This window comes from Pseudomonas fluorescens group sp. PF-1, assembly GCF_054481335.1.
The window spans coordinates 2,224,650-2,248,500 of record NZ_JBTMNG010000002.1 but is presented as its reverse complement, the minus strand read 5'-3'; the positions used below and the strand labels follow the sequence as shown (position 1 = coordinate 2,248,500).

Sequence of the window (23,851 nt, the reverse complement as noted above, 5' to 3'; positions counted from 1 at the left end):
CTCCATCCTGGCTCGCGGCATCAAAAGACAGCTTTAACTCGTTGTAGTTCTTGGCTTTTCTGAAAAATCGACAGCTCTGATATGCTTTCCGGCCTTTGGTCCGAGGTAGCACCATGCAACTCATCGATATCGGCGTCAACCTGACCAACCCCAGTTTCGCCGACAAACACCAGGCTGTACTCGAGCGCGCCTACGCCGCCGGCGTCTGCCAATTGGTGCTCACCGGCACCAGCGTCGAGGGCAGCGAACAGGCGCTGGAGTTGTGCCAACAACTGGATGAAAGCGCTCAACGGCTGTTCGCCACCGCGGGTATTCACCCCCATTCGGCCAGCGACTGGAATGCAGACAGCGCCCGGCGTCTGCGCAGTTTGCTCAAGGAACCGAACGTGGTTGCCGTGGGCGAATGCGGACTGGACTTCAATCGCGACTTTTCTCCGCGCCCGCAGCAGGAAAAAGTCCTCGAGGAGCATTTGGCGCTGGCCGTCGAATTGCAATTGCCCGTGTTCCTTCACGAGCGCGACGCCAGCCAGCGTTTGCTGGACATCCTGCGCGACTTCCGCGATCAACTACCCGCCGCCGTGGTGCATTGTTTTACCGGCGAACGCAAGGCGCTGTTCAGTTACCTCGACCTGGACTTGCACATTGGTATCACCGGCTGGATCTGCGACGAACGCCGAGGCACTCATTTGCATCCGCTGGTGAAAGAGATCAAACGCGGACGCCTGATGCTGGAAAGCGATGCCCCCTATCTGCTGCCACGCAGCCTGAGGCCCAAGCCGAAGAACGGTCGCAATGAACCGGCCTACCTGACCGAAGTGCTGCGCGAAGTGGCGGTGCATCGCGCAGAGAGTCTGGAAGATTTGGCCGCCCACACGACCGCCTGTGCACGGGCGTTCTATGGTCTGCCTTCCATCCCGGAATAAAACACACCTCCGGTGGGAACAAGTTTGCCCACCGGGTAAAGGGGTGGCCCATTGACGCATGTCAACATTCGTCAGCCTGCATAGCGGCACAATACTGGCACCTTGCCAATACTGTTTCCGCTATCAGAGAAAACCTCCATGGGTGCCTGGCTTAGCAATATTTCGCTGAAATACAAATTCTGGGCGGTAAATGCCGTCGCCTTCGTCACCACGCTGCTGCTGGTGCTGTACGCCGTGCAACTCGAACAGCAGGCCCGGATTCAGACCGCCCAGGCATCGGCCCAGGCCCAGGCTCGATTGCTCAACGCCTGGCCCGTGGGGCAGCCACTCCCGAAAGCGGACAATGTCCTGATCTCCGATCACGGTCGTGCCCCGCTGCTCAACGAGCAGCCTGTGCTGGAACTGACCGATGCCAAGGGCTGGGTCGAGATCGACAGCATGCCCTTGTTGGGTGACAACCTGCTCATAGGCGCCGAGGTATTCACCCGCGCCGACGGCCAACAAGTCGCGGTGATTGCCCATGGCCCGAGCCTCAGCCAGGTATTCAGCGAGCGTTTTGCCAACTACGCGGTCGCCGTGTTCATCCTGATGCTGGCGATGCTCGGCGCTTCGCAACTGCTGATCCGCTTCTTGCTCAGCCAGCTCAACACCTTGAAAGACGTGATGCTCCACGTCGAAAAAACCGGCGACCTCTCGGCCCGCGTCCCACTGGCGTGCAGCGACGAAGTCGGGCAAATGGCCAATGCCTTCAACGCCATGCAGGCCGGCTATCAACGGGTGGTCAACACCGTCGCCAATACCGCCCGGCAACTGGATGACGGCGCCGCGCGGCTGGCGTCGAGCATGAACGACGTGCGCCAGGGCATGCTCGGCCAGCAAAGCGAAACCGATCAGGCCGCCACGGCAATCAATGAAATGACTGCCACCGTCTACCACATCGCCCAGCATGCGGGCGCCACCCGTGACCTCTCGCAATCGGCCGACACCCTGGCCGGCAGCGGGCAGGAAGTGGTGATGCGCGTGCAGAAGTCGATTGCCGGGTTGTCGACCGGGGTGCAGCAGACCGCCGAAATGATTCAGCGTCTGGCCGAGGACAGTCAAAAAATCAATGGTGTGGTCAATGTGATTCACAGCATTGCCGAGCAGACCAACCTGCTGGCGTTGAACGCTGCGATTGAGGCGGCCCGGGCCGGTGAAATGGGTCGTGGATTTGCCGTGGTCGCCGATGAGGTACGCAACCTGGCCAAACGCGTGCAGACCTCCACCGACGAAATCACCGTGATGGTGTCCGCGCTGCAGGCCGGGACCCGGGATGCCGTGGACTTCATGCAGGAGAGCTCGTTCAAGGCCGACGACTGCGTGCAACAGGCGCAGGAAGCCGGCGCGGCGCTGGCGGAAATCACCGGCGCGGTGGCGCAAATGCGTGAAAGCAATACGCAGATCGCGGTGGCGGCCGAGCAGCAGAGTCAGGTGGCGGAGGAGATGAATCGGGCGGTGGTGAGCATTCGCGATGTCACCGAGAACACGGTGCGGCAGACCGTCAATTCGGCAACGACCAGTAATGACCTGGCGGCGTTGGCCGGGGAGTTGAGCAAGGCTATCGGGCAACTCAAGCTCTAAGGGACTCATCGCGAGCAGGCTCGCTTCCACAGGGGATAATCAGCGGCCACATGTTTTGTGTCTGACAAAACGCCATGGTGGGAACGAACTGGCTCGCGAAAAGGCTGGCCCGCTCAGCATCAATATTGACCATGAGCTCTATCACCTCCATAGCCAACCTTGATTCGCCGCTCGCATCAGCCAGACCTATCCTTTATTCATGTGTTCAACATGGATCGAGGATAAACATCATGGGTAAACGTCACCCCAACCTTCCCGCCTGGCAATGGCGCGCCTACCCGAACAATCATCAGCATCCGACCAATCTGGTGTTACACCTGATTGCCGTACCGCTGTTCATCCTGGGGTTCCTGTTGATTGTTACCGGGGTGTTCGGCTTGAGCTTCGTGAACATCGCCATCGGCGTGATCGGCCTGTTGGCCGCGCTGGCCTTGCAACGTCACGGTCACAGCCTGGAGGCGCAAGCGTCCGAGCCGTTCAGTGATCGCAAGGATGCCGTCTCGCGCCTGCTGGTCGAGCAGTTCCTGACATTCCCACGGTTTTTCTTCAGCGGCGGCTGGTGGCGCGCCTGGCGGGAGCGCCACCGCCATCATTGATCAGGCGAACACCGTCACGGTCTGCCGGCTCATGGCAATCAACCGCCCCCGCGCATCCCACAGGTTCGCGGCAGCATGGCCATAGCCGTCGGCGGCGTGTTCGGTTTCGACGAGGTATTTGCACCAGTCCAGGGTGCTCAGTTCGAGCAACGGCTGCACGAACTCGATGGTCCAGGTCAGGGTGCTGCCCATCGCCGGCTTCTTCAGAAACGGCATCAGCGCCGGCGGCCAGGCATCGACCAGTGCCAGGATGTGCGACTCCGTGACCGCCTCTTCCTTCACATCGCCACGCAAGCGCACCCAGCCGCCCATCTCACGGGATGTGTTGCCAGTGAACGGCAGCCCGCCGACACTCCAGCGCATCGCCAGATGCCGCATGAATTCCGGGGTCACGCCCTTGACGTAGGGCAGCTCCTGGCAGTCATCCCAGTGTTTCATTTCCGGGGCCGGTTGCGCCGTCACCGCCACTTCCGAAGGCCGCGAGGCGCCGAAACTGCCCTGGATCAAGGTCACCACCTGCCCCTTCTGCATCGCCCGGCCCAGCACCTGGCTGACGGCTTTGCCTTCACGCAACACATCGACTTCGAAACTGACCGGCACTTCCGGTTCGACCGGACCTACGAAAGTGATCGCCAGCGAACGCACCTGCCGATCCGCTGGCACCCTGGCGCGCATGGCTTCGTATTGCAAGGCAGCCACCAGACCACCGAAGCTGGCTCGCCCCTGTGCCCACTCAGCCGGAATCGACAACGCCTGGGGCTGGCGGCGAACGACGTCAAGCAAATCGGAAAAACGCATGCAAACCTCAAGGGCAGGAAAAGGATCAGGGAATCTTAACCAGCCGGCGCGTCGGCCACAGTGATGATTACCGCCAAAGTGCACGACAGATAAGCCGTGCAGGAGGGCCGGGAAACAGTCAGGATTTGAAGCAGGCCTTGCTGAACTTGTCCAGGACACGATCAGCACGGTGCTCTGCCTTGACCATGGTGGTTTTCCAGACCGCGACACAAGGATGCAAATCCGCCTCCTGCTCGGCCCTGACCAGCCATTGCCAGCAATCATGCCAATCGCCCAGTGCCGCCTGGGCCGATCTCAGCCTGGGCAACGCCGCCTTCGGCAAACGGTCCAGCTCGGGGTAAGCTTCGATGCCATAGCGCACTCGCTTGATCAGCAGGCGCAAACGATGGCGGTCGTGGGCAGGATCGTGCAGCGCCTCGTCGAGTTTCTTCCACTGCTTGGCCAGGCGCCTGACGATACGCTTGCGCAGGCCCTTGAGTAGATCCTGACGCTGGGCGGCCCGCAGGAAGCGCGGAAAGGCATCGAGAATTATCAGCAGTTGGTTGAGCTCAGGGCTTGCGGCCACTGCGGGATAGGCTTCGTCCATCTGCGCCATGCGTCGCTGAGCCGCTCCGGGTTGACCGTGCTGGAGCAAATACGCCGCCAGCACTTCGCGATCACGCAAGGGGGTGGTCAGGCTGCCGACCGCAGACGCTGCCGCTTCCAGCTGTTCGACACCGGGCAAGCCACGCAAGGGACGTAACAGGCTGCGCATGCGGCGCACCGTGGTACGCAGATCGTGCAGCGCTTCCGGATCGGTGCGGGCACTCAAGCGAGCCTGACAGGCCAGCAGACGAACCTCCAGCCCTAAAACCTGCGCCACCAACCGATCAATCAAGTCAGACATCGCTTGCTCCTTGAATCGAACTTCCCCAATGAACTTACATCATGCCTCAACGCCCTGCCCGTGACTCACGAATATAGAACCGGGCCTTCTCGGCCTTTTTGGTGCAACCTTCGAACCCTTCGAATTGCTGCTGGGTCTTGGCCGCGGTCAACAGCGACAAGGCCTTGGAGTAACTGACCGTCCCGGCGAAACCTTCGGCTTTGGCCAGGTCCAGTTCATGCCACGCCGCATCGAGGTTGCTGCCACAACTATCGCGGTATGCGGTTTTTCCGGCGCAACCGGCCAGTGCCAGGGCAATCAAAGGCACACAAATCCAGGCTTTCATCACTCACACCTCAAAGATAGGTAAACAATTGTGCAGGTAGGACGGCCTGGGGCATGAAAAGTGCCGTCCATCGCCACAGCAAACTATAGCGTTCGAAAGAATAACCATCTGCCGCCATGGAGTATCGAAATAACGACGCGTTGACCCATCGAGCGACCTTAACGATTGAAGCACGCCCCTCGATGGGTGCATTGTTGAACCATTCAAAACGAGGGCGATTGATGAAGAAGCGTGTCGCACTGGTACTGGGCTCAGGTGGAGCCCGCGGCTATGCCCATATTGGCGTTATTGAAGAGATCGAGCGGCGTGGCTACGACATCGCCTGCGTCGCCGGTTGCTCCATGGGCGCGGTGGTGGGTGGCATTTATGCCGCTGGCAAACTCAAGGAGTATCGCGACTGGATCGAGAGCCTGGATTACCTCGACGTATTGCGTCTGGTGGACGTCAGTTTTCGCCTGGGGGCGATTCGTGGAGAAAAGGTCTTCGGACGGATTCGCAAGATTGTCGGCGAGATCAATATCGAAGAGCTGCGCATCCCCTACACGGCGGTGGCCACCGACCTGACCAACCAGCAGGAAATCTGGTTCCAGGAAGGTTGCCTGCACCAGGCCATGCGGGCTTCGGCGGCAATTCCCAGCCTGTTTACCCCGGTGATGCAAGGCAATCGCATGCTGGTGGATGGCGGCATTCTCAACCCGCTGCCGATCGTGCCAGTGGTGTCGAGCCATTGTGATTTGATCATCGCGGTCAACCTCAACTCCACCAACCAGCGCCATTACCAACTGCCGGTGATCCAGCGACCCGCCGCGTTCAGGAGCCGCTTCGACAGCCTGATCAGTTCCCTCGGTTCGAAGCTGCCGTTCCGGCGCAAGCAGGCCGAACAATTATTGCTGCTGGAAAGAGAAGCGTTGATGGCCGAAGCCGCCGAGATCAACCCCTGGGTCGAATCCGCCGAACCCGAAGCCCAGCAACCGGCAGCCGCGCCGGAACGCGACGGGGCACCGAAGTCAGCCACCGGCTCATTCATCATCGACAACGTCGGGCCAGCGTCGTTGCTGGATTTGATCAACCAGAGTTTCGAGGTGATGCAGACGTCCCTGGCGCAGTACAAGATTGCCGGGTATCCACCGGACATCCTGATCAACGTGCCGAAGCGGGTGTGCCGGTTTTTCGAGTTTTACAAAGCGCCGGAGCTGATCGCGCTGGGACGGGAGATTGCGCGGGATACGCTGGATCGGTATGAGAGCGAGCGCGAGTCCTGAGATTTCTCGAGTCGACGCAATGGCCTCATCGCTGGCAAGCCAGCTCCCACAAGTTCAGTGGCCTTCACAAATGTTGTGTTCAGCTCAAGCCTGTGGGAGCCGGGCTTGCCCGCGATGGGGCCCGATCAGCCAGAACCAGCCTGAAGACCACCCTCACTCAACAACCGATACCCCACGCCCGCCTCGGTCACGATAAAACGCGGCTGGGTCGGATCGTCCGCCAGCTTCTGCCGCAAATGCCCAACCACGATCCGCAAATAATGACTGTCATCGGTGTGGGTCGGTCCCCAAATGTCCTTGAGCAATTGCTGCTGGGTGATGACCCGCCCCGGATGCCGCGCCAGTTGCGCCAGCACCGCGTACTCCTTACGGGTCAGCGCGACTTCGGCGCCCTCGAGCAATACCCGGCGATAGGCCAGGTCCACGGTCAACGGGCCGAAGGTCAGCGCCGCTTGCTGAGCCTCGCCCACTGGCGCCTGGCGTAACAACGCACGTATCCGCGCCAGAAACTCCTGAATGCCGAACGGTTTGGTCACGTAGTCGTTGGCGCCGCCATCCAGCGCTTCGACTTTCTGCCCTTCGCCGGCGCGTACCGAGAGCACCAGCACCGGCACCGTCGACCACTCGCGGAATTCGCGCAGCACTTGTTGGCCATCCATGTCCGGCAGCCCGAGATCGAGCACCAACAGGTCAGGCTTGTTCAGCGCAGCCTGGGCCAGGCCTTCGGTGCCAGTGCCGGCCTCCAGCACTTTGTAGCCCTGGGAAGCGAGGCTGATACGCAGGAATTTGCGGATCTGCGGTTCATCGTCGATGACCAAAATGGTCGCGGTCTGGGTCATGGTTTCCGGTCGCGGCATAGAAAGTTCCAAAGAGTATCAGGCTTCACTTTCAGCGCTCACTTTCAAAGGCAGGCTGTTCCTGCAACGGCAAGTGCAAGGTGATGCAGGTGCCACGCCCTTCGATGCCGTCGGCGACACTGATACGACCGCCATGGGCGCCCACCATGCCCTGACAGATCGCCAACCCCAGCCCCGTGCCCTGCCCGCCGCGATCACCGCGCGCGGCGGTGTAGAACATGTCAAAAATCTTCGCTCGTTCAGCCTCGGGAATGCCCGGCCCTTCATCGCCTACCGAGAAAAACAGCTCTCTGTCGGCCACGCCGACGCGCACTTGCAGGCGCCCATGGGACGGCGAAAAACGCGCGGCATTTTCCAGCACGTTGATCAGTGCCTGTTCGATCAGTGCGGCGTGGACATACAGCAGCGGCAACTCGGCCGGTATCTCGACACTGACCTGCAACGGCGCCAGCACCGCACGCAGGCGATTGAGCGAACTGCCGACAATGTCGGCCGGCGACACCCAGTCCCGCGCCAGCTTCAAGGCACCGTGACCGAGGCGGGTCATGTCCAGCAGATTTTGAATATAACGGTCGAGGCGCTCGGCTTCATCGCGGGTGCCTTCGAGTAATTCGCGGCGATCCTCCAGCGGGATCGCTTCACCGAGGGCCAACAAGCTGTCGATGCTGCCGCGCATGGAAGTCAGGGGCGTGCGTAAATCGTGGGACACCGAGGCCAACAAGGCGCTGCGCAGTTGTTCGGTCTCGCCGTGCAGGCGTGCGGCTTCCAGATCATCGGCCAATTGCGCGCGAGCTAGAGCCTGGGCCAACGGTTGACTCAACGCGGTCAACAAACGACGACGCTGGCCGCTCAAGGTCTGGCCTTCCTTGGCGCACACGCCGAGCAGCGCCAGCGGTCCATCCTCCACCGACAATGGCCACCACCACCAGCGCCCAAACGGCAGCGTACCGGTGCCGGCACCGGCCGGCTGATCGTGTTGCCAGGCCCAATCGGCGGCGGCACGCTCGGCCTCGGTAAACTCCAGCGGCCCACCGGTTTCGACCTTCCAGCCGCTTTGTCCGTCGCGATTGAGCAGGCACAGTTGCAGGTCACTCCAGCCGTTGAGGTGCTGGGCGGCGGCGCTGATCACGGCCTGACGGTCAGTGGCGGCGGTGAGTTTGCGTGACAGGTCGAGCAACTCGGTGGTTTCTTCCTGGGTATCGCGCAAGGCCTGCAACTGTCGGCGCTGGCGCGCCGCGAGGTTGCCCGTGAGGGCCGCCATCAGCAGGAAGAACAACAAGGTGAGCACGTCTTCTTCACGCTGGATGCTGAAGGAAAAATTCGGCGGAATGAACAGGAAGTCATAGGTCAGAAACGACAACGCCGCACAGGCCAGCGCCGGCCCGAGACTGCTGCGAACCGCCACCAGCAACACGGCGGCGAGGAACACCAGCGAGATATTTGGCAATGGCAGGACACTGGCCACGCCCCACGCCAAGGCACTGGCCAAAATCGTTGCCACGACGGCGAGCGCATAGTCGAACCAGACCAGCGCATGCGCCGGATATTGTCGGGGCGGATTTTTTTCTTCGTCACTGTCGAGGACGTTGATTTCCAACCCTCGCGCATGGCGCAACAAGCGTGCCGCCAGACCACCACCCAACAACCGCCGACGCAGTCTCGGCCGGGACTGGCCGACCAGTACCAGGCTGGCACGGCGCTCGGCCGCGTGCTGGATCAGGGTTTTCGCCACCTCGCCGGCACGCAGCAGCACCACTTCGCCGCCCAGGCGCTCGGCCAGCTGCTGGGCGCTTTGCAGGCGCAGTCGCGACTGTTCGTCACGCACGCTGCCATTGTCCACGTGCACCAGGCTCCAGGGCAGATGCCGTCGCTGGGCGACGCGGCTGGCGTGGCGCACCAGGCGCTCGGCCTGGGCATCGCCGTCAACGCCCACCAGCAGGCGTCCCCGTACGGCCGGCGCGGCTTGACCCAGTTGGCGATAACCCTGGGCCAGATCGTTATCGACCTGGGCCGCCGCGGTTTGCATCGCCAGTTCGCGCAGGGCAGTGAGGTTGGTCTGGGTGAAAAATGCGTCGATGGCGGCGCGCGCCTGCTCCGGCACGTAGACCTTGCCGTCGCGCAGACGCTCGAGCAGTTCCCGTGGCGGCAGGTCGATCAACAGTAGTTCGTAGGCCTCTTGCAGCACCCAATCCGGCAAGGTCTCGCGAACCTGCACGCCGGTAATGCCACGGACCTGATCGTTGAGGCTTTCCAGGTGCTGGACGTTGACCGTGGTGAACACGTCGATGCCGGCGGCGAGCAATTCCTGAATGTCCTGCCAGCGTTTAGCGTGGCGACTGCCGGGGGCGTTGCTGTGGGCCAGTTCGTCGACCAGCACCAGCTTCGGTTTGGCCGCGAGCAGACCGTCGAGGTCCATCTCTTCGAGCATTACGCCCCGGTACTCCGAGCGCACCAGCGGTTGTTGCGGCAAGCCGCCGAGCAACGCTTCGGTTTCGGCGCGACCATGGGTTTCGACGACGCCGGCAATGACTTTCACGCCCTGGCGCAGTTGGGTGTGCGCAGCTTGCAACATGGCGTAGGTCTTGCCGACACCGGGTGCTGCACCGAGGAAAACCTTGAGTCGGCCACGGCCATCCCGGGGCAGGTCTGCTAACAGCGCGTCGGCGCGGCCGGAGTCGCTCATGTTTGAAGCTCTCTTTTTTCAGGTGTTGATGTGGTGATTGTTCAGCTGCCATCGCTAGCAGGCTAGCTCCCACAGGGGATTGCTGACTTCCTGTGGGAGCTAGCCTGCTAGCGATTGACGCCGCCACCGATCTACAGTTTTTCCAACGCCAGATTCAACGCCAGCACATTCACCACCGGCGGCCCAACCAACGGTTGCACGATGTGCGCATTCATCAATTGTTCAAGCGTAGACACCGGTACGTTGCGCGCTGCCGCGACACGCGCCAGTTGATAGGCAATCGCCGCCGGTGGCAAGTGTGGATCGAGACCACTGCCGGAGGTGGTAATCAGCGCCAACGGCACCGGCCCCTGACCGGGTACGAGCAGTTTATTGGCATCGTCGATCACCCGAGTGGCCAGCGCCGGGTTGCTCGGCGACAGGTTGCTGGCGCTGCTCGACACGGTGGCAAATGCACCGGCCGATGGCCGTGGGTGGAACCAGGCGTCACCGACGAAATCCTGGGCGATCAGCGCAGAGCCCCGGACCTTGCCCTCGGCATCGCGGACCAGGCTGCCATTGGCCTGATCCGGGAATGCAACCTGGGCCACGCCTGTGACCACCAAGGGGTAAGCCACGCCGGTGATCAGGGTCATCAAAACCAACAGGCTCAAGGCCGGACGTATCATTGTGGACATTTCAAAATCCTCGAATTCGCAGGAAAACCTGTAGGAGCGAGCTTGCTCGCGATGGATCTGAAGGCGCCGCGCTTTGTCAGAAAGGGCGCGTTATCGTTGACCACCATCGCGAGCGGGCTCGCTCCTACAGTGGGGGGTGTCAGATCAAACCAGATGCAACGCCGTCAACAGCATGTCGATCGCCTTGATGCCCACGAACGGCACCAGAATCCCGCCCAGCCCGTAGATCAGCAGATTGCGTCGCAACAATGCCGCGGCACTGGCCGCCTGGACTCGTACACCGCGCAACGCCAGCGGAATCAGCACCACGATGATCAAGGCGTTGAACACGATCGCCGAGAGAATCGCGCTCTGCGGGCTGCTCAGGTGCATCACGTTCAACACGCCCAGTTGCGGGTAGATCGCGGCAAACAGCGCCGGCAAAATCGCGAAGTACTTGGCCACATCGTTGGCGATGGAGAAAGTCGTCAGCGCACCACGGGTCACCAGCAATTCCTTACCGATCTGCACCACGTCCAGCAGCTTGGTCGGATCGCTATCGAGGTCGACCATGTTCGCCGCTTCACGGGCGGCTTGCGTGCCGTCGTTCATCGCCATGCCGACATCCGCCTGGGCCAGGGCCGGGGCGTCGTTGGCGCCGTCGCCGCACATCGCAACCAATCGACCGTCGTTCTGCTCATGACGAATGCGCGCCAGTTTTTTCTCCGGCGTGGCTTCGGCCAGCACATCATCCACCCCCGCTTCGGCGGCAATTGCCGCAGCGGTCAGCGGGTTGTCGCCGGTCACCATGACCGTGCGAATCCCCAGCTTGCGCAGCTCGGCGAAACGCTCGCGGATGCCGGGCTTGACCACGTCCTTGAGGTGGATCGCACCGAGCAGTTTGCCGTCGGCACAGACCAGCAATGGGGTGCCGCCGCTCTGGGCGATCTTGTCGATTTCCCGCGACAGGGCCGGGGCCAGCTCGGCGCGTTTCTGACCAACGAACGCGAGCAGCGAATCCACCGCCCCCTTGCGGTACACGCGACCTTGATAGTCGACACCCGACAGGCGCGTTTCGGCGCTGAACGGCACGCCGGTGAGCAACTCAGCCCTCGGTTCGGGTTGTGGATGCAGGGCACGCAGGTATTCGACGATGGATTTGCCTTCGGCGGTGTCATCGGCCAGCGAGGCGAACAACGCACCTTCGGCCAGCTCTTTCGAGCTGACGCCCGGGGCGGCGTACACCGCCGTGCAACGACGGTTACCGAAGGTGATGGTGCCGGTCTTGTCCAGCAACAGGACGTGCACGTCCCCCGCCGCTTCCACGGCGCGACCGGACTTGGCAATCACGTTCAGACGCACCAGGCGATCCATCCCGGCAATACCAATGGCCGACAACAGACCGCCGATGGTGGTCGGAATCAGCGTGACCAATAACGCCACCAGGAACACCAGCGGCAGGCTGCCGTTGGCGAAGTGGGCGAACGGCTGCAGGGTGACGACCACCAGCAGGAAGATCAGGGTCAGGCCGATCAGCAGAATGTCGAGGGCCACTTCGTTCGGGGTTTTCTGGCGTTTGGCACCTTCGACCAGCGCGATCATGCGGTCCAGGGTCGATTCGCCCGGGTTGGCGGTGATCTTCACCAGCAACCAGTCGGACACCAGCCGTGTGTTGCCGGTGACGGCCGAGCGGTCGCCGCCGGACTCACGGATCACCGGTGCGGACTCACCGGTAATCGCCGCCTCGTTGACCGCGGCGATGCCTTCGATCACCTCGCCGTCACCGGGGATCATCTCCCCCGCTTCGACGCGCACCACATCGCCCTTGCGCAGGCTGGTGGCCGGCACCACTTGAAAGGTGCCATTGCTGGTTTTACGGCGAGCGCTGAGGCCTTCACTGCCAGCCTTGAGACTGTCGGCGCGCGCCTTGCCGCGCCCCTCTGCCAAGGCCTCGGCGAAGTTGGCGAACAGTACGGTGAACCACAGCCACAGGGCAATTTGTGCGGCGACGAAGGTCGGCACCGCCGTGTCTGGAATGAAGCACAGCACGGTGGTCAGGATCGCCGTCAGTTCGACCACCAGCATCACGGGCGCACGCTGCAACTGGCGTGGGTCGAGCTTGACGAAGGCTTGCACCAGCGCCGGGCGCCAGAGGGCCGAGATCGCGGTTTTCGGTTGTTCCGGCGCTTTCGCGGCGACGGGTTTGCTTACGGGCATATTCATCATTGACTCCTTAGAAGCCCATGCTCAGATGTTCGGCAATCGGGCCCAACGCCAAAGTCGGCAGGAAGGTCAAACCACCCACCAGCAAAATGGTCACGGTCAGCAGGGTCACGAACAGCGGGCCGTGGGTCGGGAAGCTGTTCTGGCCGATCGGTGCGGTTTTCTTCATCGCCAGGCTGCCGGCCAGGGCCAGTACCGGGAGGATGTAGCCGAAGCGACCGATCAACATGCCCAGGCCCAGCATCAGGTTGTGAAAGGGCGTGTTGGCGCTAAAGCCACCGAACGCGGAACCGTTGTTGGCGCTGGCCGAGGTGTAGGCGTAAAGCAACTGACTGAAACCGTGGGCACCGGGGTTGCTTACGGCTGCCACCGGACCTGGCAGGCTGGCGGCAATCGCGCCGAGCACCAGTACGCCCACCGGCATCACCAGCAGGGTCACCACCAGCAATTGCACTTCCCTGGCCTGCAGTTTTTTGCCGAGGTATTCCGGGGTGCGACCGATCATCAGGCCCGCCAGGAACACCGCGATCAACACGTTGAGCAACATGCCGTAGAGCCCGGCACCCACCCCGCCGAAGATCACTTCGCCGACCATCATGTTGACCAGCGCGACCATGCCACTCAGCGGGTTAAGGCTGTCGTGCATGCCGTTGACCGAGCCGTTGGAGGCGGCAGTGGTGGTCACCGACCACAGCACAGTGGCGGTGGTGCCGAAGCGCGCCTCCTTGCCTTCCAGCGGTGCGGTCTGTTCGACCGCGACGTTGTTCAGGGTCGGGTTCGGTTGGTATTCAGCCCACAGCGAGGTGGCGCCGCCGATCAGGAACAGCGCCAACATGCAGGCGATGATCGCGCGGCTCTGACGCAGGTCTTTCACGTAGTGGCCGAAGGTAAACACCAGCGCCACCGGGATCAGGATGATCGAGCTGACTTCGAACAGGTTGCTCCACGCCGTCGGGTTCTCGAACGGATGCGCCGAGTTGACGCCGAAGAAGCCACCGCCGTTGGTACCCAATTGCTTGATCGCAATCTGGCTGGCAGCAGGACCGAGCGGGATCACCTGATCGACGCCTTGCAGGGTCACGGCATTCACATACTGCGCGAAGGTTTGCGGCACACCCTGCCAGACCAGGTACAGCGCCAGCAGCAGGCACAGCGGCAACAAGCCGTAGAGGGTAGCGCGGGTCATGTCGACCCAGAAGTTGCCGAGGCTTTTGGTCGACTTGCGGCCAATGCCACGGCACAGCGCAACCAGCACGGCCAGGCCGGTGGCGGCGCTGACGAAGTTCTGCACGGTGAGGCCGACCATCTGACTCAGGTAGCTCAACGACGCTTCGCCGCTGTAGGACTGCCAGTTGGTATTGGTCATGAAGCTGACGGCGGTGTTGAATGCCAGCGTCCACTCCTGACCCGGCAGGTTTTGCGGGTTGAGCGGCAAATGGTCCTGGAACACCAGGATCGAGAACAGCAGCAAGAAGCCTGCGAGGTTGAACGCGAGCAAGGCCAGTGCGTACTTCTGCCAGCTCTGTTCGGCCTGCGGATCGACCCCCGCCAACCGATAACAGCCACGCTCGACCGGGCCGAGGATCGGCGTCAACCAAGTGCGCTGACCTTCCATGACCTTGTAGTAGAAGCGCCCGAGAAAAGGCGCCGGGACCAATACCAAGGCAAAAAACGCCAGGATCAGCCAATAGTCATAACTGTGCATAGCCGCTCCTAGTTCCGGTCCGCGCGCAACAGCGCAACCAACAGATAAATGAACAGCCCCACTGCCAGCAGCAGTGACACCCCGTCCAGAACGCTCATGGAAATTCTCCGTGTTACGGCGCATTGCCGCGTGTGGAGTCATTGTCGACAGGGAGGCTGTAAAGGAGCGAGATCGAGGGGTGCGGCGGGGCATAAAGAAAGTGTAAAGAGTGGGTTTATGGCTTTGTTACAGCAGTGGTCTGTCGGGCCTTATCGTGAGCAAGCTTGCCCGCGATGGCGGCATGGCTGACGACGACGCTCTCATCTGGAGCAAAAAATACCGGCATACAGAGCCGAACATCCCCGATACGACAGCTTTCATCGCTTTACGACGGCAAATCACGAAATGGCACGCCCACTGCACACCCCTCCCCCGAGCTGTCCAATCCGTTGAGGGAGCAAACGCATGAACACACAACTCAAACCCACGCTGGGCACCCTGCACTTGTGGGGCATTGCGGTCGGGCTGGTCATTTCCGGTGAATACTTCGGCTGGAGTTATGGCTGGGGCGTGGCCGGGACATTGGGCTTTCTGGTGACCTCATTCATGGTCGCCACCATGTACACCTGCTTCATTTTCAGCTTCACCGAGTTGACCACGGCGATTCCCCATGCCGGTGGTCCGTTTGCCTACAGTCGCCGAGCCTTTGGCGAGAAAGGCGGATTGATCGCCGGGCTGGCGACGCTGATCGAGTTCGTCTTCGCCCCGCCGGCCATCGCCCTGGCCATCGGCGCCTACCTCAACGTGCAATTTCCCGCCCTCGACCCGAAACACGCTGCGGTCGGCGCGTACATCGTCTTCATGGGCCTGAACATCCTCGGAGTGAAACTCGCGGCGACCTTCGAACTGGTGGTCTGTGTGCTGGCGGTTGCCGAACTGCTGGTGTTCATGGGTGTGGTCGCGCCGGCGTTCAGCTTCAGCAACTTCGCCCTCAATGGCTGGGCCGGTTCCGATGTATTCGGCGCACCGGCGATTGCCGGGATGTTCGCGGCGATTCCTTTCGCCATCTGGTTCTTCCTGGCCATCGAAGGTGCGGCCATGGCCGCCGAAGAGGCCAAGGACCCGAAACGGACGATTCCCAAGGCCTACATCAGCGGGATCCTGACCTTGGTGTTACTGGCGATGGGGGTGATGTTCTTCGCCGGTGGCGTCGGCGACTGGCGCACCCTGTCGAACATCAACGACCCGCTGCCGCAGGCAATGAAAACCGTGGTCGGCGAGAGCTCGGGCTGGCTGCACATGCTGGTGTGGATCGGCCTGTTCGGGCTGGTGGCGAGTTTCCACGGGATTATCCTCGGCTATTCTCGGCAATTTTTCGCACTGGCCCGGGCCGGTTACCTACCCGCCTCCCTGGCCAAACTGTCGCGTTTCCAGACACCGCACCGGGCGATCATTGCCGGCGGCGTGATCGGCATTGCAGCGATCTATAGCGATGGCCTGATCAACCTTGGCGGCATGACCCTGACGGCGGCGATGATCACCATGGCCGTGTTCGGCGCCATCGTGATGTACATCATGAGCATGCTCAGCCTGTTCAAACTGCGCAAAACCGAGCCGAACCTGGAGCGCACTTTCCGCGCGCCCTGCTACCCACTGGTGCCGTTCATTGCCTTGGTGCTCGCCGTGGTTTGCCTGGTGGCGATGGCGTGGTTCAACATGTTGATCGGGCTGATCTTCCTCGCATTCATGGCGCTGGGGTTCGTGTACTTCATGCTCACCGGGCAGTTACGTGCCGATGCGCCGGCGGATGCGATGTTGACCGGGCTTTAAACAATCACAGTGCAGCTGACCTATCAGGCATAGAATGGAACCACTGCGAAAGTCATTCGCTCAAAGTGGTATGCACGCGCGGTTGTCGAACCTCGCCAACCGGCCTGCCTTCAAGGAGAGTCCTATGCCCTGGTATGCCTGGTTGATTCTGGTAATAGCCATCGGCTCCATCGTTGGCGGTTTGATGATGCTGCGTGACACCGCCAACAAGGTCGATCTGACCGATGAGCAACGTCGACGCGTAGCCGAGCGTAATGCGCAAGCGGACGCCAAGGATGCGCAGGACCGCTGAACAAAAAAACGCTGTGACTGACGGCTTTGTTTTGTGTACGCAACCCAGTGTGGCGAGGGGCGGCTTCGCGCCCCAGCGGGAGCAAGCTCCCTCGCCACAGAAGCTCTCCACGACGTTTCTACTTTTCCCACTCAGCCTTGGCGATGTGCAAGCCGTGCATGCCTTTGTATGCTGCACGCTCAGGCTGGCTCCACCCCTCCAGCAACGATTCCTCCAACCGATAGATCTCCACGCCCAACGGACGACAAACGCTGAGCGGATCCTGCGCGTCAGGCCCCCACATGGCCAACGACAAGTCTCCGCCTGGACAGGTCGACAGTGCACACAGCAGGTCGATTTCGGCGAAAAATTCCAGGTAATCGCCCTTCTTGGCCGGACACGCTTTCATAAAGTACATGTCGTCGTGGTTCAGCCCCGTGCACTGGAAAATATTCAACACATCGTGCACGTCGAACTCGGTCAGGCCGTGGGGCAGCACGGCGCGGGTCAGGTTGGAGTGGCAGTGGTGGTGAAAATCTTCGCCGGTGAGCATTTTGTTCACATAGGGATCGCAGCGGGTGCCGAGCAAATCGTGCAGTCGACCGCCATGTTCGTCGATGCCATAGTCAGCCAGGCTGTCGTCGGTGATGGTCACCAGCGGTCGCAAAAACGGCAGGTTCGACCAGAGCCGGTCATGGGTGCTGACGTGTGCGCCTTGTAGCTGCCGGGTGCGCGACGCCCACAAGCGCTCGCGCGGGTCGTTGGCATTCCAGACGTTGAAATCACCCACTTGCGGCCCGACCGGTGTCGTCACGCGAAACACATGGCCGGCCGGGACTTTCCAGGCGCGGCCGGTGCGAATCGGTACTTCGAAGGACTCGATCAGCGTGCGTCCCTCCTTCACATCACGCACCCGCTCATAAAAGGCTTTATCCACCTGCAAGGCGGAGCCTTTGCTGACTTGATAGGCCGCCGGATAGTCTTTGTACATGGCACGAATCCTCGATCAGTGATGGGAAGAAGGCGCAAGCATTTGCAACAGCTGGTGTTCGGAATCGTCGAGATACAGGCCCATGGCCTCCTCGGCCGCACGCTTGTTGCCTTCGACCAGAAGTTCATGGATCTGCCGGTCGCGGGCCAGCCATGGCGCCTGAAAACGCGACTCATCGGGCGCGGTGCAAAACACCAGGCGCAATTGAGCCACGACATTAGTAAAGAACTCATCGAACAGCGCGCTGCGCAGCAACCCGACAATGTGTTGATGAAATTGCAGACTGTGGGTGCCGACGGCGCGCCAGTCCTCGCGCTCCCGCGCCAACTCTGTGGCTTCCAGGGCTTGGAGCATCCGGTCGGACTGATCGTCACGCAGGGGGTGACTGGCACTGATGGCTTGCAGTTCCAGCGTGCGCCGGACCTTGAACAGGTCCCGCACATCATCACTGCCCAACTTGCGCACCATGACGCCTTTGTTGCGCACATAGCGGGTCAAGCCATCCTGACCAAGACGATGCAAGGCTTCACGGATGGTGTTACGCGAAGCGTTATAGGCAGAGACCAGGTCGTTTTCCACCAGCGCCATGCCAGGCAGCAAGCGTCCACCGATGATGTCGGCGCGCAACTCCAATGTGATGTGGTCAGCCAGTGACAGTCCGCTGTTCATACTCATTGCCTCAGGATTGTTCAACAATCGTCAGCCAACAGGTAATCACTATTCGTGCCATCAGGTGCAATGCAACACGATCGGTTAGTCGCATCTGCATGTTTTTTAGAAATAGAAGTACAGTCACCATGCAATTTTCAAGGGTTAATATGGCGCATTGATGTGGAGATATCAGATGCGTTATTCGCAGGACCATAAAGCCCAGACCCACCAACGCATCATCAAGGAAGCTTCAGCGCGCTTTCGCCGTGACGGCATCGGCGCAACCGGCCTGCAACCTCTGATGAAAGCGCTGGGCTTGACTCACGGTGGCTTCTACTCGCACTTCAAGTCCAAGGATGAATTGGTGGAAAAGGCCTTACAGGCGGCAGGGGATGAGGCTGATATCGTTTGTGCAGAGCTGTTCGCTCAGGATCGACCGCTGGACGCCTTCATCGATGCCTACCTGTCGCAATGGCACCAGACTTGCCCCGAAGAAGGCTGCCCATTGCCCACGATGTCATCGGAGCTCGGCATGCGCGGGCAGCCGAGTCCGACTTCAGATGCGGTGCTCAATGCGCGACTTCGACAAATCCAGAAAACCCTTGAAGGCGACGATACGGAAAAACGCAGCATTGTCATCATGTCCACGCTGGTCGGGGCGTTGCTGCTTTCGCGCTGTGTCGAGAATCCCGAGCTGGCCCGGCAGATTCTCGACGTAACCCGCGCGTCACTTAAACAATCACAAGGCTAACCTTCCCAGCGCTTGAACAACACGCTGGCATTGACCCCACCAAACCCGAAACCGTTGGACAGCGCATATTCGATAGCCATCGGCCGAGCCTGACCATGGACGATGTCCACGCCATCGGCAGCGGGGTCAGGATTTTCGAAATTCAGAGTCGCCGGTACGATCTGATCACGGATCGCCAGCAGCGTGAAAATCGCCTCGACTCCGCCTGCTGCGCCGAGCAAATGCCCGATCGCCGACTTGGTCGATGTCACGGCAATTTTGTTATCCGTTCCAAACAATGCCTTGATCGCCGCCAATTCCCCCAAATCGCCAACCGGCGTCGAGGTCGCGTGGGCATTCAAGTGCTGGACCTGCTCTGGCGCAATACCGGCCTGCGCCAATGCCAGCGACATGGCGCGGCGCGCGCCGTTGCCATCCTCAGGCCCCGCAGTCAGGTGATAGGCGTCTGCACTGGTGCCGTAACCGACCAACTCCGCCAAGGGTTGAGCGCCCCGCGCCAAGGCGTGTTCCAGAGACTCGATCACCAGCAGGCCGGCGCCCTCGCCCATGACAAAACCATCGCGCCCACTGTCGAACGGCCGTGAGGCACGCTCCGGGGTGTCGTTGTAACCGCTGGACAAGGCCCGAGCAGCTGCAAAACCGGCGAGACTGACCCGATCGATCGCCGCCTCTGCTCCACCACACACAGCGATGTCGGCCTCACCACAACGAATCAGGCGCGCCGCATCGCCGATCGCTTGAACCCCGGCAGCACAGGCCGTCACGGGCGCCCCCAACGGCCCTTTGAAACCGTGTTGAATTGATACATGTCCCGCTGCCAGATTGACCAGAAACGACGGGATAGTGAACGGTGACAAACGTCGCGGGCCACGAGTGTCAGTGGTGCGCACCGCATCAGCTATCGCACCGAAACCACCGATGCCGGAACCGATGATGGTTGCCGTGCGCTCCTGGGCAGTAGCGGTTTGCGCTTGCCAACCGGCCTGTTCAATCGCCTGCCGCGCCGCCTCCATGGCGAACAAAATGAAGCGATCCATTTTTTTCTGCTCTTTGGGCGCGGTTGCCCGATCCGGATCAAAACCGGCCTCGGCATCCTCCGCCAGCGTGGGCACCGCAGCGCCGACCTTGGCAGGCAAATCGGCAACCACCTCATCGGGCAATTTCCGCAATCCGGAGCGTCCCGCCAACAGGCGCGACCAGACAGCTTCGACCCCGCTACCCAGCGGGGACACCAGGCCCATGCCCGTTACAACCACTCGACGATTACTCATTACGCAAATACCTCATGCCGATTAGTGGCGCTTCATTTATAACGCGCGGCGGCCTGGCTTCTGGACAGATTTGGCGCCATCGCATGACGCGCCGCTACATACGACTCCCACTCAGAGAGATTCGGCAAGGAAGGGATGGTGATCAACTCACCTTGATCCAGGCCCGACAGCGCAGCATCGACCATCTCTCCTGCTTCCATGACCATATCAGCGGGAATCTGGGTCGCATCGATACCGGAACGCTCCCAGATCTCGGTGCGTGTGACGCCCGGCATCACAGCCTGGACCTTAACCCCGGTGCCGTCGAGTTCGGCATTCAATGACTGGGTCAGGCTCAACACGTAGGCCTTGCTGGCGCTGTAGGTCGCGTTGAAACGCTCGGGAAACAAAGCCACGACCGAGGCAATATTAATGATCGTGCCCCGACCCGCCTTGGCAAAACTGGCGGCCGCTGCCGATGCCAAGCGCGTGACGGTAGTGACATTCAGCTGGATCAATCGCTCCAACTGATCGGTATCGGCATTGGCCAGCAAACCGTCCGCCGCAACACCGGCGTTATTCAGCAACAGATTGATACTCGAATCGCTGCGCAGACGCTGCTCGAGTTTCAGCACATCCTCCTTTTGCGTCAGATCGGCCTTCAACACTTCGACCTGAACCCCATGCTCGGCGCGTAACTGGCTCGCTGCTTCTTCCAGCCGCTGCAGATCGCGAGCAACCAACAACAAATCAAAACCACGCGCCGCCAGACGCTGTGCGTAAACCGCCCCGATACCGGAGGAAGCGCCGGTGACGAGGGCCGTACCTTGGGATTGGGTGGAAGTCATGACTGTGCTCCTGGAAATGCTTGAGAAAAGGTCAGCGCATTAACCTCAACGCGCCTGGACGGGTATTTATTATATGCATAATTTAAACGCCATATGATAGTCGTAATTTTTAGGCGGCGGACGGAAGGCGCAGCTTTGCGAACGCCAGAGCGCAAAAAGGCCGGTCAATGACCGGCCCCCTTGGCGTTGAATGTTTAGCTTAGTTCACTTCCAGCTTATCGCGATTACGATCCAGAATTGCCTTGCCAATTCCTTTCACTTCGAGCAACTCGTCCACCGAAGCAAACGGCCCATTGATATCACGGTACGCAACGATCGCCTGAGCCTTCGCCTCGCCAATTCCGGAGAGTTCCTTTTGCAATGTAGAAGCATCGGCAGCATTTAGATTGATTCTGCCCGATTGTGCAGCTGGAGAAACCTCCATCACCATGGGGGCATTATTGCTCTCCGGCTTCGCAGCGGGAGCCGCAGTAGCAGCGATAGAGGCAGTGGTCAGAAGGGCAAAAACCAGGGAGTTGAAGTAGCCAGTACGCATAAATGACGCTCCATGACATCAATTGAGAAAACAGCTTTCCGAAGCTGTCTCCCAAACTTAGGTGATGTCTGGAGCCTGTCAAAAATGTGTCCATTGCAGGATGTGAAACAATCAGGGTTCGAGGCGACGCTCTTGGTAGATCCAGTCAACTATTTCACCGTCGGGGCTATAACCGCTGACAGTTTCACGCAAGAGTTGGCGCACACGGGAGTAATCATCCAGCTCCACGGCATCCAGCAACTCGGTCAAACGCCCCTTGAGTACGTCCCATGGCAAATGATCCTCGCTGGCGCTCATGATCATCGGATGCGGCGTTGCCGATACGTTGTCACCAATAAGCAGCTCTTCATACAGCTTCTCACCGGGACGCAAGCCCGTAAACTCGATAGAGATGTCGCCCTGAAGGTTCTTTTCAGAACGCACGCTCAAACCGGAGAGATGAATCATTTTTTCCGCCAGTTCGACGATCTTCACCGGTTCGCCCATATCGAGCACGAACACATCACCACCCTGCCCCATGGAACCCGCCTGGATCACCAGTTGTGCAGCTTCGGGAATGGTCATGAAATAGCGGGTGATTTTTGGGTGAGTGACCGTCAACGGTCCGCCTGACTTTATCTGACGGTGAAACAGCGGAATGACCGAACCGGACGAACCCAGCACGTTGCCGAAACGGACCATCGTGAAGCGGGTCTTGTTGACTCGGGACACATTGGCTTTGTCACCGAACAGCACAGGGGCGATCTCGCGACTCAAGGCCTGCAGCGTCAATTCGGCAAGACGCTTGGTGCTGCCCATCACGTTCGTGGGACGAACCGCCTTATCGGTGGAGATCAACACAAAGTTCGAAACACCCGACTGCAAAGCTGCCTGAGCAGTGTTAAGCGTGCCAATGACATTGTTCAGCACACCTTCAGCGATATTGTGCTCAACCATGGGCACATGCTTGTAAGCCGCTGCGTGGTAGACCGTGTCCACGCTCCAGGTCTTCATGACATCCAGGAGTTTGTGTTGGTGGCGGATGGAGCCGAGGATCGGCAACAATCGAACGCCGACAGACTCCCGACAACCGCGAGTCTCGAGCTCCGACAAAATGCTGTAGAGATTGAACTCACTGTGATCGAACAAAATAAGCGTGGTCGGCCCGAGTGCAAAGATCTGGCGACAGAGCTCCGCACCGATCGACCCACCGGCGCCCGTCACCATCACGGTCTTGCCTTTGATGCAGCGTTCGAGCAAGTCCGGTTGCGCCGGCACCGAATCGCGTCCCAACAAGTCCGCGATATCCACTTCCTGTATGTCTTCGACCTTAACCCGGCCGCTGGCCAGGTCGGTGAAGTTTGGAACACTGCGGATGTGCAGAGGAAAACGCTCCAACAGCGTGAGGATTTCCCTGCGGCGTGCACGGGTCGATGATGGCAGGGCCAGGAGGATTTCCTGCGCGCCGGTTTCATCGATCATTTGTTGGATGTGTTTGGGTTTGTAGACTTGGAGGCCGGCAATCGAACGATCAGCGATGCTGGGGTCATCATCGATGAATGCCACCGGACGCATCACTCGCCCCATACGAAGGGCCGCCACCAACTGATTCCCGGCCACGCCTGCACCGTAGATTGCAACCTTGGTGAGGCCGTCATCACGATTGGAAAAGGGTACATGGGCAGCGCCATTGAACCAGTCACCCATGAAGTACTGGCGCATGCACAGCCGCAGGCCTCCAATGATGACAAGGCTGAGCCACCAGTAATTGAAGACGATAGAGCGCGGTACTACGGCTTCGTGATTACTGTACCAATAGACAACGAGCGCCAGAATGAGCGAAGACAAGCTGACGGCTTTGATGATGGCAACAAGGGCGTCATTGCCGAAATAACGCATGACAGCACGGTACATGCCGAAACGAATGAATAGAGGGATCGCAACAATAGGCGCGCAAACGAACAGCCAGAAATGGACTCTGAACGGGTTGTACATATCATCGACACCCAGACGTACGATGAACGCCAACCACAGAGCCGCCCAGACCAGAACAATGTCTGTGACCACCTGAATCAGTCGCTTACGACGCCTCGGAAGCCCTAATAAGCGAGCCCTGATCTTGTCCATAAACTCTTCAAACACCTCAGTTTTCTCCCTACAACTGCCTCATCACGGTAGTGGAACCTTATAAGCGCTTCTGATCCACTTTTAAACCTAAATGACAGAACGGTT

Annotated in this window: 22 protein-coding genes; 7 read left to right on the top strand and 15 right to left on the bottom strand. The window is 60.3% G+C overall.

Going from position 1 to position 23,851, the window contains the following annotated elements:
* Positions 1–113 precede the first annotated feature (113 nt).
* From ACX3YD_RS25160 to ACX3YD_RS25150, 3 genes are all read left to right on the top strand, one after another.
* Positions 114–923 carry a TatD family hydrolase gene (locus tag ACX3YD_RS25160; protein ID WP_458961313.1) on the top strand — a complete coding sequence of 270 codons (810 nt, stop codon included), beginning with the start codon at positions 114–116 and terminating at the stop codon, positions 921–923.
* Between the two features lie 138 nt (positions 924–1,061).
* Complete coding sequence (locus ACX3YD_RS25155; RefSeq protein WP_103405309.1) at positions 1,062–2,543, top strand: methyl-accepting chemotaxis protein; 1,482 nt, start codon at positions 1,062–1,064, stop codon at positions 2,541–2,543.
* A 230-nt stretch (positions 2,544–2,773) separates the two neighbouring features.
* Positions 2,774–3,139, top strand: a complete 366-nt coding sequence (locus ACX3YD_RS25150) for a terminase (protein WP_090468043.1) — start codon at positions 2,774–2,776, stop codon at positions 3,137–3,139.
* On the opposite strand, the gene ACX3YD_RS25145 is transcribed toward ACX3YD_RS25150, so the two are convergent.
* The 3 genes from ACX3YD_RS25145 to ACX3YD_RS25135 form a co-directional block, all read right to left on the bottom strand.
* On the bottom strand, positions 3,140–3,937 hold the full coding sequence (locus tag ACX3YD_RS25145) for an acyl-CoA thioesterase (RefSeq protein WP_458961312.1): 798 nt from the start codon (positions 3,935–3,937) through the stop codon (positions 3,140–3,142).
* A 118-nt stretch (positions 3,938–4,055) separates the two neighbouring features.
* Complete coding sequence (locus ACX3YD_RS25140) at positions 4,056–4,823, bottom strand: CHAD domain-containing protein (protein WP_458961311.1); 768 nt, start codon at positions 4,821–4,823, stop codon at positions 4,056–4,058.
* A gap of 46 nt (positions 4,824–4,869) precedes the next feature.
* Complete coding sequence (locus ACX3YD_RS25135) at positions 4,870–5,148, bottom strand: hypothetical protein (RefSeq protein ID WP_034150181.1); 279 nt, start codon at positions 5,146–5,148, stop codon at positions 4,870–4,872.
* 221 nt (positions 5,149–5,369) lie between these two features.
* On the opposite strand from ACX3YD_RS25135, the gene ACX3YD_RS25130 reads away from it, so the two are divergent.
* On the top strand, positions 5,370–6,410 hold the full coding sequence (locus ACX3YD_RS25130; protein WP_103405306.1) for a patatin-like phospholipase family protein: 1,041 nt from the start codon (positions 5,370–5,372) through the stop codon (positions 6,408–6,410).
* Positions 6,411–6,535: 125 nt separating this feature from the next.
* Here the strand turns inward: ACX3YD_RS25130 and ACX3YD_RS25125 are convergent, their stop codons facing one another.
* The 6 genes from ACX3YD_RS25125 to kdpF all read right to left on the bottom strand — a co-directional run bounded on the left by ACX3YD_RS25125 (position 6,536) and on the right by kdpF (position 14,632).
* On the bottom strand, positions 6,536–7,249 hold the full coding sequence (locus ACX3YD_RS25125) for a response regulator (RefSeq protein ID WP_454838391.1): 714 nt from the start codon (positions 7,247–7,249) through the stop codon (positions 6,536–6,538).
* A 49-nt stretch (positions 7,250–7,298) separates the two neighbouring features.
* On the bottom strand, positions 7,299–9,950 hold the full coding sequence (locus tag ACX3YD_RS25120) for a DUF4118 domain-containing protein (protein ID WP_458961310.1): 2,652 nt from the start codon (positions 9,948–9,950) through the stop codon (positions 7,299–7,301).
* A 131-nt stretch (positions 9,951–10,081) separates the two neighbouring features.
* A complete protein-coding gene (gene kdpC, locus ACX3YD_RS25115; protein ID WP_454837920.1) occupies positions 10,082–10,627 on the bottom strand; it encodes a potassium-transporting ATPase subunit KdpC in 546 nt (181 codons plus the stop codon).
* Positions 10,628–10,771: 144 nt separating this feature from the next.
* Complete coding sequence (kdpB, locus tag ACX3YD_RS25110; protein ID WP_103405303.1) at positions 10,772–12,829, bottom strand: potassium-transporting ATPase subunit KdpB; 2,058 nt, start codon at positions 12,827–12,829, stop codon at positions 10,772–10,774.
* Positions 12,830–12,839: 10 nt separating this feature from the next.
* Positions 12,840–14,534, bottom strand: a complete 1,695-nt coding sequence (gene kdpA, locus ACX3YD_RS25105; RefSeq protein ID WP_103405302.1) for a potassium-transporting ATPase subunit KdpA — start codon at positions 14,532–14,534, stop codon at positions 12,840–12,842.
* A gap of 8 nt (positions 14,535–14,542) precedes the next feature.
* On the bottom strand, positions 14,543–14,632 hold the full coding sequence (kdpF, locus tag ACX3YD_RS25100) for a K(+)-transporting ATPase subunit F (RefSeq protein WP_007899818.1): 90 nt from the start codon (positions 14,630–14,632) through the stop codon (positions 14,543–14,545).
* Between the two features lie 346 nt (positions 14,633–14,978).
* Between kdpF and eat the strand changes: the two genes are divergently transcribed.
* Together eat and ACX3YD_RS25090 are read left to right on the top strand one after the other, a co-directional pair.
* The gene (eat, locus tag ACX3YD_RS25095) at positions 14,979–16,343 is read left to right on the top strand and encodes an ethanolamine permease (RefSeq protein WP_458961309.1); all 1,365 of its coding nucleotides are present in this window, start codon (positions 14,979–14,981) and stop codon (positions 16,341–16,343) included.
* 124 nt (positions 16,344–16,467) lie between these two features.
* Complete coding sequence (locus tag ACX3YD_RS25090) at positions 16,468–16,635, top strand: DUF2897 family protein (RefSeq protein ID WP_103405300.1); 168 nt, start codon at positions 16,468–16,470, stop codon at positions 16,633–16,635.
* A gap of 118 nt (positions 16,636–16,753) precedes the next feature.
* On the opposite strand, the gene ACX3YD_RS25085 is transcribed toward ACX3YD_RS25090, so the two are convergent.
* Complete coding sequence (locus ACX3YD_RS25085; protein ID WP_103405299.1) at positions 16,754–17,605, bottom strand: urea carboxylase-associated family protein; 852 nt, start codon at positions 17,603–17,605, stop codon at positions 16,754–16,756.
* Between the two features lie 15 nt (positions 17,606–17,620).
* Entirely contained in the window at positions 17,621–18,274 is a 654-nt protein-coding gene (locus ACX3YD_RS25080; protein WP_458961308.1) for a GntR family transcriptional regulator, read from the bottom strand.
* Between the two features lie 175 nt (positions 18,275–18,449).
* Between ACX3YD_RS25080 and ACX3YD_RS25075 the strand changes: the two genes are divergently transcribed.
* The gene (locus ACX3YD_RS25075; protein ID WP_458961307.1) at positions 18,450–19,007 is read left to right on the top strand and encodes a TetR/AcrR family transcriptional regulator; all 558 of its coding nucleotides are present in this window, start codon (positions 18,450–18,452) and stop codon (positions 19,005–19,007) included.
* Here ACX3YD_RS25075 and fabF read toward each other — a convergent pair.
* The 4 genes from fabF to ACX3YD_RS25055 all read right to left on the bottom strand — a co-directional run bounded on the left by fabF (position 19,004) and on the right by ACX3YD_RS25055 (position 23,746).
* The gene (fabF, locus tag ACX3YD_RS25070) at positions 19,004–20,278 is read right to left on the bottom strand and encodes a beta-ketoacyl-ACP synthase II (RefSeq protein WP_090468024.1); all 1,275 of its coding nucleotides are present in this window, start codon (positions 20,276–20,278) and stop codon (positions 19,004–19,006) included. The genes ACX3YD_RS25075 and fabF overlap by 4 nt on opposite strands.
* Before the next feature lie 32 nt (positions 20,279–20,310).
* The gene (locus tag ACX3YD_RS25065) at positions 20,311–21,105 is read right to left on the bottom strand and encodes an SDR family NAD(P)-dependent oxidoreductase (RefSeq protein ID WP_458961306.1); all 795 of its coding nucleotides are present in this window, start codon (positions 21,103–21,105) and stop codon (positions 20,311–20,313) included.
* 199 nt (positions 21,106–21,304) lie between these two features.
* Complete coding sequence (locus ACX3YD_RS25060) at positions 21,305–21,640, bottom strand: ComEA family DNA-binding protein (RefSeq protein ID WP_458961305.1); 336 nt, start codon at positions 21,638–21,640, stop codon at positions 21,305–21,307.
* A gap of 111 nt (positions 21,641–21,751) precedes the next feature.
* Entirely contained in the window at positions 21,752–23,746 is a 1,995-nt protein-coding gene (locus ACX3YD_RS25055; RefSeq protein WP_458962082.1) for a polysaccharide biosynthesis protein, read from the bottom strand.
* Positions 23,747–23,851 lie beyond the last annotated feature (105 nt).